Here is a 16,843-nt window from a genome sequence, read left to right on the forward strand (position 1 = left end):
ATAGCATTCCGATGATCGCGGCTTTCTCCTTTCATTGTGCGAGAACGTTCGTATTCAGCCTCCAGTTCAACACATCCAATGTGTTGAACTGGAGGCATCGCCATCGATCAGTCGCCCGCCGGGCCAGATGAGCAGCGCAGGGTTCAATGCAACCCCGCCGCTTTGCAGGCATCAATGAAGTTCGCGCCCTTTTTGTCCATGGCGGTTTTCACCAGTGCGTTGGCTTTTTGCAGGGCCGGGCTGGGTTGGGCCCACTGCTCGGGGGGCAGTGGTCGGGACCAGGCTTGCACGCTTTGCGGCAGGGCCGGCCGGCCCTTGCGGTGGGCCCACTCGGCGATCAGGTAGGGCATTTTCCAGAAGGTCAGGACGCGGCGCACGTACCACCAGCGCAGGGGCCATCTCGTCGGTTGGGGATACCCATAACGCTTGCGGTAGGCGTCATCCATGCCGTCATCGAGATCACCCATAAACCGGGCGTCAAGCCGCTCGATTTCAAAGGTGTGCAACCCTTCATAAGGTTTGAGCTCGTCCTCGCTCAAGGTGATGCTTAACGCAGCGAGCATGGGGTTGGGCGTATCGACCAACTCCCCTTCTTCCATGTAGTTGCGAATGGCCGTCCACATGCCCAGGGCATGGGCATCGCTGGGCTGGGCCGACAGGATGAATTGCACGGTGTCGTGCGCTTCGTCTTCCAGGCCCATGCCAAAGGTGTAATCGCGCATGGCGCCGTAGCGGGTGATGCCCTGGCTGCGAGCGACCCAGGCCACCACGCTTTCCCAGGGCACGATCAGCACGCGATGGGTGGTGTCGTCGATGTAGCAGACTTCGCGACGCTGACGGTTGAAGCGCACCGGGTAGCTTTTGGCCAGGGTGCGGACGTTGGAGAGCATGCCGTAGATGAAGGCACCGACGGGAAGGATAAATAGAAGCGAACCCGTCGCGAATACCTGCACAGCATCCCCAACAATGTCGAAAAACTTTCGGTCGATTTCAGGGGGGCTAAAAGCAACGAGCCATAGACAAATAAGCACAGGCACAACAAAAGCGGTACACAAAACCATCCATATTTGAATCGCCAGCCTTTTGCCCAGTTCAACCATCCCGTAGTTGCTCCCCCCCAACTCCAGATAGGTCTCATTCATCGCCGAAAAGTTACGCCGAGAGACTGGCGCCTGCCCGGTGTACACCGGCAATGGCGCCAGAAACAGGGTTTCGTTCAAACCCCGAACCCGCAGCTGCCCGGCACTGGGCCGCTGGCTGCGGATGTCTGGCGCCGGCTCGGTGGTTTCAGGCTTGTCTTGGCGTTTGAACAGTTGGCTAAACATCGACCGTCGCCATTTCGTCGCGGGTGAACCACCCGTCATTCCCCTTTCTCGTTTGCAGCGGCGTCTTCAATGCAGGCCCGCCGCTTTGCAGGCGTCGATGAAATTCGCGCCCTTTTTGTCCATGGCGGTTTTCACCAGTGCGTTGGCTTTTTGCAGCGCCGGGCTGGGTTGGGCCCATTGCTCGGGGGGCAGTGGTCGGGACCAGGCTTGCACGTTTTGCGGCAGGGTCGGCCGGCCCTTGCGGTGGGCCCACTCGGCGATCAGGTAGGGCATTCTCCAGAAGGTCAGGACGCGGCGCACGTACCACCAGCGCAGGGGCCAGGGGGTGCGCTTGCCATATCCATAACGGTGACGCTGTTCGGCGCTCAGGTGCTCGGCGCCATCGTCTAACGACCCCATGAAACGCGCGCCTTTACGCTCAATCTCAAACGTATGCAGGCCTTCATACGGCTTGAGCTCGTCCTCGGTTGGCGTCAGGCCCAGAACAACCAGCATGGGGTTGGGCGTATCGACCAACTCCCCTTCTTCCATGTAGTTGCGAATGGCCGTCCACATGCCCAGGGCATGGGCATCGCTGGGCTGGGCCGACAGGATGAATTGCACGGTGTCGTGCGCTTCGTCTTACAGGCCCATGCCAAAGGTGTAATCGCGCATGGCGCCGTAGCGGGTGATGCCCTGGCTGCGAGCGACCCAGGCCACCACGCTTTCCCAGGGCACGATCAGCACGCGATGGGTGGTGTCGTCGATGTAGCAGACTTCGCGACGCTGACGGTTGAAGCGCACCGGGTAGCTTTTGGCCAGGGTGCGGACGTTGGAGAGCATGCCGTAGATGAAGGCGCCGATGGGGAGGATGAAAGCGAGAGAAACTTTGGTCGTGACCTCGAAGAACATAAGCAGTTCTTGCAACGGATTCCTGAAATTTTCTGGATAAAAGAGCACCCCGTACAGGATGAGTAGGCTTGGAGCTATGAAAGCTACAAACATAGGCATCCAGAACATAAACGCCAGTCTTTTCCCCAGTTCCACCATCCCGTAGTTGCTCCCCCCCAACTCCAGATAGGTTTCATTCATCGCCGAAAAGTTACGCCGAGAGACTGGCGCCTGCCCGGTGTACACCGGCAATGGCGCCAGAAACAGGGTTTCGTTCAATCCCCGAACCCGCAGCTCCCCGGCGCTGGGCCGCTGGCTGCGAATGTCCGGCGCCGGCTCGGCGGTATCAGGCTTGTTTTGGCGCTTGAACAATTGGCTAAACATCGACCGTCGCCATTTCGTCACGGGTGAACCACCCGTCATTCCCCTTTCTCGTTTGCAGCGGCGTCTTCAATGCAGGCCCGCCGTTTTACAGGCATCGATGAAGTTCGCGCCTTTCTTGTCCATGGCGGTTTTCACCAGTGCGTTGGCTTTTTGCAGGGCCGGGCTGGGTTGGGCCCATTGCTCGGGGGGCAGTGGGCGGGACCAGGCTTGCACGCTTTGCGGCAGGGTCGGCCGGCCCTTGCGGTGGGCCCACTCGGCGATCAGGTAGGGCATTTTCCAGAAGGTCAGGACGCGGCGGACATACCACCAGCGCAGGGGCCAGGGGGTGCGCTTGGAGTATCCCCACCGCTTTCGCTCTTCAGCCGTCAGGTGACCACCACCGTCGTCCAACCGACCCAGTGCCCGGGCGTCAAGCCGCTCGATTTCAAAGGTGTGCAACCCTTCATAAGGTTTGAGCTCGTCTTCGCTCAGGGTGATGCCCAGCGCAACGAGCATGGGGTTGGGCGTATCGACCAACTCCCCTTCTTCCATGTAGTTGCGAATGGCCGTCCACATGCCCAGGGCATGGGCATCGCTGGGCTGGGCCGACAGGATGAATTGCACGGTGTCGTGCGCTTCGTCTTCCAGGCCCATGCCGAAGGTGTAATCGCGCATCGCGCCGTAGCGGGTGATGCCCTGGCTGCGAGCGACCCAGGCCACCACGCTTTCCCAGGGCACGATCAGCACGCGATGGGTGGTGTCGTCGATGTAGCAGACTTCGCGACGCTGGCGGTTGAAGCGCACCGGGTAGCTTTTGGCCAGGGTGCGGACGTTGGAGAGCATGCCGTAGACCATTGCTCCAATTGGTAATACGGATAGAAGCGCATAACTGGAAAACACTTTGATTGCGTTGATAAGTTCGTTCAACGGCTCACGAATGTTTTCAGGATAAAAAAGCACCCAATACAAAACCACTAAACAGGGAGCTAGAAAAGCCATAAACAAGATCATCAAAATAAACACTGCCAATCTCTTTCCCTGTTCAACCATCCCGTAGTTGCTCCCCCCCAACTCCAGATAGGTTTCATTCATCGCCGAAAAGTTACGCCGAGAGACTGGCGCCTGCCCGGTGTACACCGGCAATGGCGCCAGAAACAGGGTTTCGTTCAATCCCCGAACCCGCAGCTGCCCGGCGCTGGGCCGCTGGCTGCGAATGTCCGGCGCCGGCTCGGCGGTATCAGGCTTGTCTTGGCGTTTGAACAGTTGGCTAAACATCGACCGTCGCCATTTCGTCACGGGTGAACCACCAGTAAGGGGCATCGCCCGTGCCGCGGGGCAAGCTGTCCACGGCCTCGAGCCTGAATCGGCCCTGGGTCGGCAAACGTACCCCCCGCACCGTGGCGATGCGCAGGTCGCTCAGGACAAAACAGGTGCGGTGAAGCAAGTCGCGCCCGGGCTCCAGTTGGTAACCGATGTTGATCGCCAGGGCAAAATCCCATGCCTGGATGCCTGTGCCGATGGGCAGGTGAAGGGTCAGGGCCTCCTCTTCCTGGCTGGCGACCACGGCAACCGCCGCCCACGCCGCGCTGCATTCCTGCCAGCGGGTCGGCGGTAACTGCCGACTGTAGGGCCGGGGTCGATGCAGATCGCCGGTTTGACGATAGGCCTGCAAATGCAGCTGACGGCTGTCCATTTCCCGGGTGCGCACGCCGGGCAGTCGCAGTTGCACATAGGTGCGTTCACCCTCACGGACCAGCTCGCAGGTGGGTTGTTGCACCACCCGGGCCAACGCGCTCCAGTCCTCGGCCAGGCTGCGTTGCAGGTTGGCCTTGCCCCAGGCGCTGGCTTGCAGCCATTTCTGCAGTGCGTCCAGGTTGAAGTAGTTGTACAGGCCTTCGCCCACCAGTTGCAGGGCCGTGCCGATCAACCCCACCAGGTTGGCCCTGGCAGCGATGCTCAACAGCCGCGGGCTGGCTTCGGCCCAGGCCAGGGCCCGCAGCTCGGCGGGTTTTTTGAGTACCTGGCTGATGATCGACGTCGTGTGTTTGGCGCCCCAGGTGTTGGTGGCCACGAGGATGCCGTCGCCGGCGATTTGCAGGGTCGTGGCCGCCAAGGCCTGGTGATTGCCTTGGGCCAGCGCTTTAGCCCATTGCCGGGAGTGCTTGCCGAGATCGGTTAAGGCAGCAAGACCGCCAAACCCAAATGCTCCAACTCCTGCGATACCGCTCCAGCGTCCTAAACGGCTCATGGTGTTGAGTTTGCCGGCGGCGCTGTCCATTTGCACGATATATGCCTGAAGGAGTGTTACCGACAGGCCCTGTACAGCGGCAAAGCCAGCAGCTGACATTACAATAAATGCCTCAACAAGAGCTCCCAGGCCTGATAACGAGCGATAACTATCCTTACCAAGCGCACTCAACACCTCCACAAACTTCTGCCCCTGATAAACAAACAGCAACAACGCAATCCCGTCCCCCCCGGACTTCAACGCACTCATCAGTGGCTGGCCAAACGTCCCCGTGGCGCGGAAATCACGCACGGTGCGCACCATTTCGTCACGCAGCGCCGGGGCCATGCCATCGATCACGGTGCCGATTTGCCAGGGGCCACCCGCGCCAACGGTCAGGGCCCGGCTGAGGTGGTCTTCCAGCGGCACCAGCGCGGTCTTGAGACTAATGATCCGCTGGTTGAGCCTCTGCTCACCGCCGGGCTCGGTCAGGCCATAGATTTGCCGCGACAACTCGCGATGGCGCTGTTTGTAGGTGTCCTTGAGCTGGCGGCGCAGGTCGAGCGCGGCATCGCGGGCCTGGTTGAACGCCTGGATTTCCGCCGCCGACGCCGCCCGCAGGGTCAAGCCGCTGCGGGAAAACTCGCGTAACAGTTGCAGACGTGCCGGCACGCCCAGGTCGCGGATGAAGTTGTTGGGGTCGATATGTTGTCGTTGCTTGAATGCGTTGTAGGCCGTGTCTAACTCGTCCGCGATACTGAGTTGCCTCGCCGGGTTATACGCCCCGTCCAACAAACTCTGCAGCCCCCTGAACCGCGTATTCAGGTCCTCAAAGTTCGGCAACCGCTCATTCATCAGGCTTCTGAACTGGTTGCTCAGCACATTCACGCTGGCAAGGCTTTCCGGTGCCGTGGCGAGGGTGATCGAGAAATTGCTCAGGTCCATGAGTTTCTTGCTCAGGTCGAGCTGATCGGCCCGGGTCAGGGTGTCCAGCCCCGGCACCACGGTGAGCAGGTTGCTTTGCAGGTAGGCGGCCAGTTTTTCGGTGGCTTCGCGGTCACCGCACAGGGCGGCCACGCAGACGAATTCGGTCTCCAGGCGATGGCGGATCTGGGCATCGCTTCGGAAGTCGTAATACCAGGCGGCACGGTGGAAATGGCCGGCGACGATCATGTTCAAGCGGTCTTCGCGAATCACCTGCAGGCGCTTGTGCCAATGGGCCAGCAGCGTTTGCTGCTGGCGGACAAATGCTTCCATCCCGGCCCGATTGACCAGATGATCAATGCCGCGCTGGCCGATAGCCTCGCCGTGCAACGTTTCCCAGGTTTGCCCGTGGAGCCTGGCAATGGTGTCTCGATGCTTTTGCCACAGCGCCACGCCCAGGGCGTCCTGCAGGTTGACGGCGGCGCGCGCATAAGGATCGCTGGCCGCCGCCTTGCGCCAATGGGCCTCGTCGCCATGGATCGGCGGCCCGTCATGGTCACGCCGGATGCGCAGATACTCTTCAAGGGCGGCCTGCTGCGCAGGGTCGGTGTCTTCTATCAGGGCGTTGACATCGGCATCGCGGGTAGCCAGCGCCTCGAGGCGCGCCGGTGTCACCTCGTACAAGGACTGGATGTAGGCACCGGTGAGGTACTTGCGCTGGGCGTCGTCGTCGGCGCTCCATTGCTCGATCCAGTCCGCGACTTGCAGCTGGGCGCTGGCCAGGTCGCGCATCACCCCAAAGTCGTCGCGCAACACCAGGAATAGGTAGTCGTTCTGATGATCCCCCAGCACCTGGCTGGTGAGTGCTTCGATCGCCGTGGCCTTGAACAGCGACGTGTCTTCCCAGCCATAGGGCTGGCGCTCTTGCGGGTGGGCGCCTTCGGGCAATGGCTCGCGGCCAGGGCTTGGCGCGCTGGTTTCTGCGACCTCGGCCAGCCAGGTTATCGCCTGGCGCAGGCTCAGCAAATCGGCGCCGCCCCGGTCTGGACAGGCTTTGGCCAGCTCGATGCGTTGCATCAAGCGCTCGCGCTCGGCGGCGTCCTTGAGCACTTGCGAACACTTGTAGGCCGTCCACTGGATTTCCGAATAGCTGGCAAACAAGGTGTGCCGACGGGCGAAGACCAAGTGCGGTTCACCCACCGACGTGGTGCGCGTATCGCCCGCCACCTCCGGGCCCTGCCACAGCAGCTTGCTGATCTGCCCCTGTTCGACGCGGTATTCGTGCAGGTAGCCGGTGCCGCTGTCGATGATGTACAGGTAACCGTCGCGCAGCAGGCGTATGCCCAGCGGCTGGCTGTTCAGCTTGAGCGGCAGGGTCAGTTCGGATGAGGGATCAAGGTGTTCGACCAGTCCATAACGCAGCGGCAGCAACTGCACTTTCTGGCCCATCAGGGGACACAGGCCCATGGGCGAACGGATGTCCTGGGCGCTCTTGGCCATGGCGGCGATGTTGGCAGCGGATTGCGGCGGTTTCTGAGTGGTCATGGCTCGTCTCCCGGAAGCTGGGTCGAGCGCTGATGTGCCAGCTCGGCTGCGCGATTCACGCGGCTCAACGGTGATTGTTGGGACGACACCGTCAGCAGCTCGACGATGTCCGGGTGATCGCTCAACGGCTGGCCGGCCAGATGGGCATATACATTGCCGTAGAGAGTGATTTGCTGTTCCGAGGTGAAGCCGTTTCGATAAGCCTCCTGCGCTGTTTTTTCAGCAAACCGCAGACGCTCCCGGTCTGTGCAGGACGCCATGAATCCGGGGAAATAGCGCCGCAGGTGATCGTTGAGGTCGAGTACCACATGATGGAACTGCGCCTCTTCCAGGGCCGTGAGTTCCTCCTCGGTCAACCGATAGGTATCGCCGCTGTCTGGCGCGGCGTGATCCGGACGTTGATGCTGTAGCCACACGGCCTGAAGACCATCAGGCAGGCACAGATGCTGGACGGGGCCGAACCAGCGTGCACTGTTGGCTTGCCGTGCAAGGTCGAGCAACTGATGCATGACGGCTGGATCGGCGAGGCGTGGCATGACGTCCACGTTGCTCGGGTGCTTGACGGTCAACAGGCGACGCCAGTGCTTTACAAGCGCTGACGCATCAGCATCGCTGAACAGCAGAAAGCCCCACTCCATGGCTGCATGTTCCTGAAAGTACGCCAGCACCGGATCGTCTGCGCCATTGAGGGTGACCAGCCGTGGTGAAATATCCGCCAGTTCCTGCCAGCGCGTTCCCTGGTAGAGGCCTTGGACCGGATTATCCCAACGGCGCAGCGTGTGCGACAGGTTGGGGGCACTGACACCGTCCAGGAGAAGGTAGGCCGATATAGACCATGGCAAATCATCCGGTAATGGAGGTAACTCAAGCATTGGCTTCACCCGTTTGCTGTCGGGTTGCTTCGCAAACTGCGCAGATCGGTTTTCTGGCCATCAGGGCCAGTCGCTGCGCATGGGGTAACAAAGGCACTTGTGGGGCAGATGCGGTGGTTGATGCAGCGGACAGCGGTGGTAACCCCGCCACCGGCACGCCCCCCTCGACGATGGGCACACTGCTGAAGATCCCGCCCGAATGAATCACGATGTGATGGCCGCCGGCCGACAGCGTCAGGCTCGCGTCGGCATCGATCACCACCTGGCTGGCGGAGACTCGCGCCTGTGGACCGGCCTGGATCACCAAGGTGCCGTCAGCGATGGTACTGCTGTTGCCGCCGATGTTGAGCAGGTCGTGGGTGCCGATGACGGTGCTGCGCGTGCCGTTGGTGGTGTGCCGTTCATCCGCCTTGATCAGGCTGGTGCTGTTGGCGTCGACCTGCTCAACGCGGTTGCGGCGGATCTGGCTGTGGCTGTCATTGAGGATCAGTTGCTCGACATCACGTTCGGCGCGCAGGTAGATCTTTTCCTGACCGGCGCGGTCTTCAATCATCAGTTCGTTGTACCCACCGGTGTGCGGTGAACTGTGGCTGCGCAGCACGCTTTTGGTCTTGTGCCCGGGCAAGGGATAAGGCGCGGACATGACCTTGTTGGCCACGCAGCCGGTGATCAGCGGTTGATCAGGATCGCCCTCCAGAAAAGTCACCACGACTTCCATGCCGATGCGCGGCAGGGTCACCGAACCGAAGTTTTGCCCGGCCCAACTCGATGAAACGCGAATCCAGCAGCTGCTGCGTTCACTGTTGAATTCGGCGCGGTCCCACGGGAACTGGCACTTCACCCGGCCGAACTCGTCGCAGTAGATCTCTTCGTGTGCAGGCCCGGTCACCCGCGCTGTCTGGCTGACCAATGGAGGGCGGCGCGGCGGCAGCGGTGGACGAAAAACCACCCGTGCGGGAATCACGCAGAACGTGTTGCGGTAGCCTTGGGTGAAACCGTCGGCGGCCTTGACGTCACTGCTGGCCGCTTCCTCGAGCACCTGCGGCTGTCGGCCATCATGGGTAACACTGAGCAACTGCCACAAGTCGTTGCACTTTTTCCGGGGGTGGTCGATCAGGTTGAACAGATGGCCGCAACGCAGGTGTGGCTGATTGCTCTCACCCTGGCCCAGTTCATGGTCGCTGCGATGCCGCTCCAGCGCCTGACGGGCAAGGTGGTCGCCGCGTTTTTCGTTCCCCAGCCACAGTGGGTAACGATAATCCTCCAGCGCCGGGCCGAACTCGGCGCTGAAACGACTCTCGAGCAACAGGCTCGGCCGTTTCAGATCATAGTCGCGCCGGGTGACGGTACTGGTGCGAGTGCGGGTACGCACGCTGAAGCGGCTGACCACCGGATGCTCGGCCACCATGCCGCTGTCCTGTTGATAAGGCGTGGCCCCGAGTTTGGGCAGGAACACCTGATCATCGGTGAACACCAGCCTATGACCGTCCGCCGAGTGCTGGTGATGCCAGGCGATACCGTCCTCGGCGCACAGGCGCTGGAGGAAGGTGAAATTGTCTTCCGCGTACTGGGTGCAGTACTCGCGCGGCGCACTGGTGCTGACATGGAAGGTAAAGGCATCGGCCTGAATGCCATGGCCTTTGAGGACCTGGGTGATGATCTGCGGCACGTTCAAACGCTGGAAAATCCGCTGGTCGTGGCTGAACTGCAAATAGTGAAGCGCCGGTACCAGGGTCAGGTGATAGTGAGTCAGACGTTTACCCGCCTCGCCCATCCGCACGTCTTCGATATGCCCATGGATGCCTTCGCCATCAAGGCCGAATTGCAGAAACGCGGGTTGGCCGAGCAGGCTTTCCAGATCGAAATCCGGATGCTCGCTGACCAGTTCAATGCGGATGCTGTAAAGCGTGCTGATGGCTTCAGTGCCGTTGAAGGCCAGCACCTTGAAGTCGTGACGGATCGCAGGATTCTGCAGCACGAGATGCGCTGCATTGGCCGACCGGAACATACGCTTATCCTTGGCAAAGAGGCGAAGAAGCGCGACGTCCAAACCGTCCCTGGTTCGTGCTCGCGAAAATTGGCAGGCACGCTAACAAGGCAAAAAGCGGAAAGATGTAGGAAGACTCTTTAAAGTCGGAAGGAAGCTTCCTTTACGAGCATCAACCGGTCAGCAGAAACGAAAAAGCCCCTGATTGTCAGGGGCTTTTTTGTCGGTGCCGCATTTTAGAACACCAGTTTGTAGCCGATCAGCACCAGCATCGTCGCCAGGCAAGGACGCAGCAGTTCATCGGAAATGCGGCCGGTCAGATGGCTGCCCAGATAAATCCCCGGCAGCGAACCGACCAGCAAGTAACCGAGGACATGCCAGTCCATGTTGCCCATGCTCGCATGGCCAAGGCCGGCGACCAGGGTCAACGGCACGGCGTGAGCGATTTCCGTGCCGACCAGGCGGCGGGTCGGTAACAGCGGATAGAGGATGAACAGCGCCACGGTGCCCAGCGCGCCAGCGCCGATGGAGGTCAGCGCGACCATGGTGCCGAGCACCAGACCGGTGATGACCGTCAGGACATTCAGCCGCGTACCGCTGGGGTTGTAGTTGCCGCCGGCACGCCTGTGGGCGAAATCGAGCAGGCGTTTCTTGAACAGGATCGCCAGCGCCGTGGCAAACAGGACGAAACCCAGGGCCTGCTTGATGATGGCGTTCATCGCCTCGGGCGCGCTGTGCAGACTGCTCAGGAACCACAGGGTCAACGCCACCGCCGGCACACTGCCCAGCGTCAACCAGCCAGTGATGGCCCAGTCGATGTTGTTGTTCTTTTTGTGAACCAGTACGCCGCTGGATTTGGTGATAGCCGCGTACAGCAGATCGGTGCCCACCGCCGTTGCCGGGTTAATGCCGAACCACAGCAGAATGGGCGTCATCAACGACCCACCGCCCACGCCCGTCATGCCGACGATGAAGCCAACCACCAGCCCGGCTACGATCAACCCGATATTCACTAAATCCATCGATACGCCCACAAAGACTGCAAGGGAAATCTGGCCCGCAGCATAGCGATTTTTCTTATAACCAGTTATATCGATGCGATCTATATTTATATCCACATCGCCACATGCCCCTTTAGGAGCTGGCTTGCCGGCGATGGCGTCAGTTCAGGCGATCAACGTGTGAACCACCCACCGCTATCGCTGGCAAGCCAGCTCAGGAATAGATGGCGAACTTACTGCACCGGCAGAAAATTCAAAAACAGCAGGCTCTGGGCGTAATTGAGGCCGATGCGCCGGTAGCGCTCGTCCAGCATCTGCGTCAGCAAATCCAGGCGCGCGACTATTTTGCCGAACTCCACGGCAAAACTCAGGTTGCTGCCCTCCTCCGAGATTTCGTTGGAGAACAGCATGGGTTCGCCGTTTTTATTTTGCCGCTGGCTCAGGATCCAGGTGGCAATCTCGATGTTGCGCGCAGCGTTGCTGACGAACGTCGGGTTGATCGTGTCCGTCATGTAGAACTCCAGGCGATTGCCGTGGGCGGTGACCAGCATGCTGCCGATGGCATAGATGAACGCACCGACCCGGTCGCCAAGAAACTCCGGACTCATGGCAAACCGCAGCGCCGCCAGGTCCTTTTTACCGCCAAGCGTAGGCAGCGGCTGCTGCAGTTCGATGGCCATGCGTACTTGCTTGCCAGCGGTGCCGGCGTCGAGGAAGCCGGATTTTTTCAGCTCGTCGGGGTTGCGCCGGTACAGCTTGCTCATCAGCAGGTAAAGGCTGTCGAGGTTGTCGCGCATGGTCAGGGTGGCCATGCGGTCGACACTGGTTTGCAGAAATTCCTGGGGTTTGCCTTCGCGCAATTGAGTCATGAGGTCGTTGCCGTCCTGATGGCTGCATCCGCTGACGAGGAACGTCGACAGGCCAACCAGCAGCAGGCAACGGCGGCGGATTGAGGTGATACTGATGGGTAACGCTCGAGCCATGGGTTCTTGGACTTGGGCATGGGCCGACGGTGGGGATCGCCGCAGGCTGCCCAAAAGTAGAGCCGTGGATTTCGCAAAAGTGCAGTCATGCCGTCACCAATCGATCACCGGCATGCTGCAATTTTGATCGAAGCGCGGAACCCGGAAGCTATGCTGATTGCCAATAGCAATACGGCTTGAGTGTTTACAGGAGATTTGCATGCGTTCTCTCGAATTGGCCGGTGTCAACGTGCCGGTCATCGGCCAGGGCACCTGGCACATGGGCGAAGATCGCTCCCGGCACAACGAGGAGGTCGCGGCGTTGCGCCTGGGGATCGAGTTGGGCATGACCCTGATCGACACCGCCGAGATGTATGCCGAAGGTGGTGCCGAGGAAGTGGTGGGCGAAGCCATCGCCGGCCGGCGCGACGAGGTGTTTCTGGTCAGCAAGGTCTACCCGCACAACGCCAGCCGCAAGGGCATCCCCCAGGCCTGCGAACGCAGCCTGCGGCGCCTTGACACCGACCATATCGATTTGTACCTGCTGCATTGGCGCGGCCAGTTTCCCCTGGAGGAAACGGTCGAAGCCTTCGAACAACTGCGCGCAGCGGGCAAGATCGGTCGGTGGGGCGTGTCCAATTTCGACGTCGATGATCTGCAGGAATTGGCCGCGCCGGCCTGCGCCACCAATCAAGTGCTCTACAACCTGGAAGAGCGCGGCATAGAATTTGATTTACTGCCCTGGTGTCAGCAGCGCAGGATGCCGGTCATGGCCTACTGCCCCATTGGCCAGGGCGGGAAGATGCTGGCCAATGCCACGCTCAGGCAAGTGGCCGCCCGTCACCGCGTGACGCCTGCCCAAGTGTCGCTGGCATGGCTTTTGCGCCAGGACGGGGTGATTGCCATCCCCAAGGCGGTACGCCCCGAGCATGTGCGACTCAACGCACAGGCAGCGCAGTTAGTGCTGGAACCCGGGGATCTGGAGGCGCTGGACCAAGCGTTTCACGCGCCGCAACGCAAACAGCGGTTGGCCATGGTCTGAGCCATCGCAGTCTGTCAGAGGACTTGCGCATGAGAAGCACCGATCGGCTGGACGCCTTTAACCTGCAGCGCTTCGTTCAGGCGCAGGACCCGGTGTTCGACCGGGCTCAGGCCGAATTGAATGCCGGCCGCAAGCGCAGCCACTGGATGTGGTTCATCTTTCCGCAGTTTGCCGGGCTGGGTGACAGCGACATGTCCAAACGCTTCGCGATCGGTTCCCGCGAAGAAGCCCGAGCCTATCTCGAGCACCCATTGCTGGGCGCGCGGCTGCGCACATGCACCCAAGAAGTGCTGAACATCCAGCAGCGCTCGGTGAAGGAGATTTTCGGCCATCCCGATGACCTGAAATTTCATTCGTCGATGACGCTGTTCGCCCAGGTCGCACCTGACGACAGCCTGTTCCATCAAGCCCTGAATCAATACTTCCACGGCATTCTGGATGACTGGACGTTGTCGCTGATGGACTCAAAACAGGCCCAGTTGCCCACCAATCAGGGTTGAGAAATCGTCATCGACGAACGGCAGGATCGCATCGGCCACCGGTTGCAACTGCTTGCTGATGTAATGCTCGTAATCGATGGGTGCGCTGCGGATCTCCAGCGGCTCAGGGCCGGCGACGGTAATCACATAACTGATCCAGCCGCCATTCTGGTATTGCCGCGGACGGCCCTGCCGGTCGTTGTAGTCATCGGCGATACGCGCTGCCCGCACATGGGGCGGCACGTTGCGTTGATAATCCTCGAGGGTGCGGCGCAGGCGCTTGCGGTAAATCAGGCGATCATCGAACGCTCCGGCCAGGGTCTGGCGCACATAGTCGCGCACATAATCCTGATAGGGTTTGCGGTTGAAGATGCGCAGGTACAGCTCCTGCTGGAACTGGCGGGCCAGCGGTGACCAGTCGGTGCGCACGGTTTCCAGGCCTTTATAGACCATCTCGTCGGTGCCATCGGCGCGCGTCACCAACCCCGCATAACGCTTCTTGCTGCCCTCCTCCGCACCGCGAATGGTCGGCATCAGGAAACGCTTGTAGTGGGTTTCGAACTGCAGTTCGAGCGCGCTCTCCAGGCCAAATTCCTGCCGCACATGCTCGCGCCACCACTGGTTGACGTGATCCACCAGCGCATGGCCGATCTGCGCGGCCTCCTGCTGACCGTGGGCCCGGCGCAACCAGACGAAGGTGGAATCGGTATCACCGTAAATCACCGTATGGCCCTGGTCTTCGATCAACTGACGGGTGCGCAGCATGATCTCGTGACCGCGCAGGGTGATGGACGATGCCAGGCGCGTATCGAAAAACCGGCACCCGCTGGAACCGAGCACCCCGTAGAAGGCGTTCATGATGATCTTCAGCGCCTGGGACAGGGGGGCGTTGCGTTCGCGCTTGGCGATTTCCCGACCCTCGGCAACCCTGGCCACGATGGCGGGCAGGCAATGCCGGGTTCTGGAAAACCGGGCACCCCGGAAACCGGGCACCGACTCGCTGTCCTCGGGATGCTTGAGCCCTTCGATCAAACCCACCGGGTCGATGAGGAACGTGCGGATGATCGATGGATAAAGACTTTTGTAGTCGAACACCAGCACCGACTCGTACAGGCCCGGTTGCGAGTCCATGACAAACCCGCCGGGGCTGGCCTGTGGCGGGCGCCCGCCGAGGTTGGGCGCGACAAAGCCCTGGCGATGCATCAACGGCATGTAGAGGTGAGTGAACGCCGCCACTGAGCCGCCCATGCGGTCCACCGGCAACCCGGTGACACTGGCCCGCTCCAGCAAAAAGGTCAGCAATTGGGTGTGGGCGAAAATTCGGGTGACCAGCTCGCAGTCCTTGAGGTTGTACCTGGCCAGCGCTGGCTTGTCCTCGGCGAACATGCGGTTTATTTCGTCCATGCGCTGGTACGGGTTGTCGATCGACTTGCCTTCGCCCAGCAGGGTTTGCGCGACGTTTTCCAGGCTGAACGACGGAAAACTCCAGGTCGCCGAACGCAGCGCCTCGATGCCGTCGATGATCAGCCGGCCGGCAGCGGAGGCAAAATAATGGTTGCCATTGCCGTGCTCGCGCCACTGCATTTCCTCGCCGCCACGCCCCAGCTTCAGCGGCACGCCCAGTTGCCGGGCGTGTTGATGCAGCACCCGCAGATCGAACTGCACGACGTTCCAGCCGATGATTGCGTCGGGATCGTGCCGGGCAAACCAGTCGTTGAGCTTTTTCAGCAGCAGGGTGCGCGAGTCGCAGTATTCGAGCTGGAAATCCACCTCGCTGTCATCGCCATTGGGTGGGCCGAGCATGTACACCTGCCGCTCGCCGCAGCCCTCCAGGGCGATGGAATACAACTCGCCCCGGGCGGTGGTTTCGATGTCCAGGGACGCCAGCCGCAGCTTCGGACGGTAGCCGGAATCGGGCTTCATCTGCGCGTCGAGCAACACGCCCTCGGCGCCTGGCGTGCCACCAAAACGCACCGGGGCGGTGATGAAGCGCTCCATCAGATAGCGTTCCGGCGGACGCACATCAGCTTCGTACACCTCGACCCCGGCCCTGCGCAGGGCGGTTTCCAGGCGCATCAATTGTCCATGCTGCCGGCAATACAGCCCGAGCACCGGACGATGCTCGAAATCCAGCAAGGCCAGTTCCCGCAGTTCGACATTTTTTTCGTCGTGCAGCAACGCCTCGACCTGCTCGCGCTGGCTGGCCGGAATAAAGGCCACCGACGGCTGATGAGACAGGCGGATGCGCCGCGGACCGCTGTCGGTCGCCAGCCAGAATTCGACTTCCGTACCGGCCGGGGTATCGCGCCAATGCCGGGTCAGGACGAAGCCCTGCGGTAAATCCACCACTGAAAACCTCAACATTGATTCAGGGTGGTGATTCTACGCCACCACGGACCTGTGGGAGCGAGCTTGCTCGCGATGGCGGCCTGACATTAAACATGGATGTCGACTGATATGACCTCATCGCGGGCAAGCCCGCTCCCACAGGTACTTTGCCGGGCAAGGAATCCGGGGTTTACCGAAGAAAAACCACCGAATGACGTTTTTTGCAGGTTATCTGCCGCTTTCTCTCTTGCCCTGCGCGCCGGCGTCTACGATTCTTCAATAACAACGACAACACCCGAGAAACCGCCATGAAAACCGTCGCGCAACTACTCAAGTTGAAAGATCAGAAGAATCAGGAAGTGCACCAGATCAAACCTGGTCATATGGTGCTGGAAGCGCTGATGAAGATGGCAGAGAAAAACGTCGGCGCCTTGCTGGTGGTGGAAAATGACGAAGTGCTGGGCATCATCAGTGAGCGTGACTATGCGCGCAAACTGGTGCTGCACGGGCGTTCTTCGGTGGGTACGCCGGTACGCGACATCATGGTTTCACCGGTGATTACCGTGGACACCCATCAAACCGTCGATACCTGCCTGGGCATCATGTCCGACAAACGCCTGCGCCACTTGCCGGTGGTGGAGGACGGCAAGTTGATCGGCTTGCTGTCGATTGGTGACCTGGTCAAGGAAGCCATCGCGGAACAGGCGGAACTGATTCGTCAGCTGGAACAGTACATTCGCGGGGAATAACTCAAACACACCCCCCCTTCCCTGTGGGCGAGCCTGCTCGCGATAGCGGTCGTTCAGTCAACCAGGATGTTGAGGCTGATGCCCCCTTCGCGAGCAAGCTCGCTCCTGCAGTGACCGCGCTTGCCACAGGATCAGTTGACGCCAGGAAACACACTGCCCGCCTTTGTTT

Annotated in this window: 13 protein-coding genes; 3 read left to right on the top strand and 10 right to left on the bottom strand. The window is 60.7% G+C overall.

Features of this window, described 5'->3' with window-relative positions; translation table 11 throughout:
* Positions 1-143: 143 nt before the first annotated feature.
* The 9 genes from ACGJAX_RS26805 to ACGJAX_RS26845 form a co-directional block, all read right to left on the bottom strand.
* On the bottom strand, positions 144-1,325 hold the full coding sequence (locus ACGJAX_RS26805; RefSeq protein ID WP_390956780.1) for a hypothetical protein: 1,182 nt from the start codon (positions 1,323-1,325) through the stop codon (positions 144-146).
* A gap of 66 nt (positions 1,326-1,391) precedes the next feature.
* The gene (locus tag ACGJAX_RS26810; protein WP_390956781.1) at positions 1,392-1,928 is read right to left on the bottom strand and encodes a hypothetical protein; all 537 of its coding nucleotides are present in this window, start codon (positions 1,926-1,928) and stop codon (positions 1,392-1,394) included.
* 18 nt (positions 1,929-1,946) lie between these two features.
* Positions 1,947-2,618 carry a hypothetical protein gene (locus ACGJAX_RS26815; protein WP_390956782.1) on the bottom strand — a complete coding sequence of 224 codons (672 nt, stop codon included), beginning with the start codon at positions 2,616-2,618 and terminating at the stop codon, positions 1,947-1,949.
* A gap of 27 nt (positions 2,619-2,645) precedes the next feature.
* Positions 2,646-3,401: a hypothetical protein gene (locus ACGJAX_RS26820; RefSeq protein ID WP_390956783.1), complete on the bottom strand. Its 756-nt coding sequence runs from the start codon at positions 3,399-3,401 to the stop codon at positions 2,646-2,648.
* Positions 3,402-3,825: 424 nt separating this feature from the next.
* Positions 3,826-7,254: a toxin VasX gene (locus tag ACGJAX_RS26825; protein WP_390956784.1), complete on the bottom strand. Its 3,429-nt coding sequence runs from the start codon at positions 7,252-7,254 to the stop codon at positions 3,826-3,828.
* Positions 7,251-8,126 (bottom strand): DUF4123 domain-containing protein, encoded by an 876-nt coding sequence (locus ACGJAX_RS26830; protein ID WP_390956785.1) that lies wholly within the window; start codon positions 8,124-8,126, stop codon positions 7,251-7,253. Before ACGJAX_RS26830 ends, ACGJAX_RS26825 begins: the two co-directional genes overlap by 4 nt.
* Entirely contained in the window at positions 8,119-10,134 is a 2,016-nt protein-coding gene (gene tssI, locus ACGJAX_RS26835; protein WP_390956786.1) for a type VI secretion system tip protein TssI/VgrG, read from the bottom strand. Before tssI ends, ACGJAX_RS26830 begins: the two co-directional genes overlap by 8 nt.
* Before the next feature lie 215 nt (positions 10,135-10,349).
* A complete protein-coding gene (locus ACGJAX_RS26840) occupies positions 10,350-11,135 on the bottom strand; it encodes a TSUP family transporter (RefSeq protein WP_390956787.1) in 786 nt (261 codons plus the stop codon).
* Between the two features lie 212 nt (positions 11,136-11,347).
* Positions 11,348-12,097 (bottom strand): hypothetical protein, encoded by a 750-nt coding sequence (locus ACGJAX_RS26845; protein ID WP_390956788.1) that lies wholly within the window; start codon positions 12,095-12,097, stop codon positions 11,348-11,350.
* Positions 12,098-12,296: 199 nt separating this feature from the next.
* On the opposite strand from ACGJAX_RS26845, the gene ACGJAX_RS26850 reads away from it, so the two are divergent.
* The gene (locus ACGJAX_RS26850; RefSeq protein WP_390956789.1) at positions 12,297-13,118 is read left to right on the top strand and encodes an aldo/keto reductase; all 822 of its coding nucleotides are present in this window, start codon (positions 12,297-12,299) and stop codon (positions 13,116-13,118) included.
* A gap of 29 nt (positions 13,119-13,147) precedes the next feature.
* Positions 13,148-13,618, top strand: coding sequence for a DUF1810 family protein (locus tag ACGJAX_RS26855; RefSeq protein ID WP_390956790.1), 471 nt, complete (start codon positions 13,148-13,150; stop codon positions 13,616-13,618).
* On the opposite strand, the gene ACGJAX_RS26860 is transcribed toward ACGJAX_RS26855, so the two are convergent.
* A complete protein-coding gene (locus ACGJAX_RS26860) occupies positions 13,583-15,943 on the bottom strand; it encodes a DNA polymerase II (RefSeq protein WP_390956791.1) in 2,361 nt (786 codons plus the stop codon). The two genes, ACGJAX_RS26855 and ACGJAX_RS26860, sit on opposite strands and share 36 nt — an antisense overlap.
* Before the next feature lie 290 nt (positions 15,944-16,233).
* Here ACGJAX_RS26860 and ACGJAX_RS26865 point away from each other — a divergent pair, with 290 nt between their 5' ends.
* Positions 16,234-16,674 carry a CBS domain-containing protein gene (locus tag ACGJAX_RS26865; protein ID WP_047527469.1) on the top strand — a complete coding sequence of 147 codons (441 nt, stop codon included), beginning with the start codon at positions 16,234-16,236 and terminating at the stop codon, positions 16,672-16,674.
* Positions 16,675-16,843: the final 169 nt, after the last annotated feature.

Source organism: Pseudomonas moorei (assembly GCF_042846945.1).
GTDB classification, from domain to species: Bacteria; Pseudomonadota; Gammaproteobacteria; order Pseudomonadales; family Pseudomonadaceae; genus Aquipseudomonas; species Aquipseudomonas moorei.

Excerpts from the sequence above, each read along its gene's own strand:
- ACGJAX_RS26805 (WP_390956780.1), bottom strand. The coding sequence starts at position 1,325 with ATGTTTAGCCAACTGTTCAAACGCCAAGACAAGCCTGAAACCACCGAG.
- ACGJAX_RS26815 (WP_390956782.1), bottom strand. The coding sequence starts at position 2,618 with ATGACGGGTGGTTCACCCGTGACGAAATGGCGACGGTCGATGTTTAGC.
- ACGJAX_RS26820 (WP_390956783.1), bottom strand. The coding sequence starts at position 3,401 with ATGCTCTCCAACGTCCGCACCCTGGCCAAAAGCTACCCGGTGCGCTTC.
- ACGJAX_RS26825 (WP_390956784.1), bottom strand. The coding sequence starts at position 7,254 with ATGACCACTCAGAAACCGCCGCAATCCGCTGCCAACATCGCCGCCATG.
- ACGJAX_RS26830 (WP_390956785.1), bottom strand. The coding sequence starts at position 8,126 with ATGCTTGAGTTACCTCCATTACCGGATGATTTGCCATGGTCTATATCG.
- tssI (WP_390956786.1), bottom strand. The coding sequence starts at position 10,134 with ATGTTCCGGTCGGCCAATGCAGCGCATCTCGTGCTGCAGAATCCTGCG.
- ACGJAX_RS26840 (WP_390956787.1), bottom strand. The coding sequence starts at position 11,135 with ATGGATTTAGTGAATATCGGGTTGATCGTAGCCGGGCTGGTGGTTGGC.
- ACGJAX_RS26845 (WP_390956788.1), bottom strand. The coding sequence starts at position 12,097 with ATGGCTCGAGCGTTACCCATCAGTATCACCTCAATCCGCCGCCGTTGC.
- ACGJAX_RS26850 (WP_390956789.1), top strand. The coding sequence starts at position 12,297 with ATGCGTTCTCTCGAATTGGCCGGTGTCAACGTGCCGGTCATCGGCCAG.
- ACGJAX_RS26855 (WP_390956790.1), top strand. The coding sequence starts at position 13,148 with ATGAGAAGCACCGATCGGCTGGACGCCTTTAACCTGCAGCGCTTCGTT.
- ACGJAX_RS26865 (WP_047527469.1), top strand. The coding sequence starts at position 16,234 with ATGAAAACCGTCGCGCAACTACTCAAGTTGAAAGATCAGAAGAATCAG.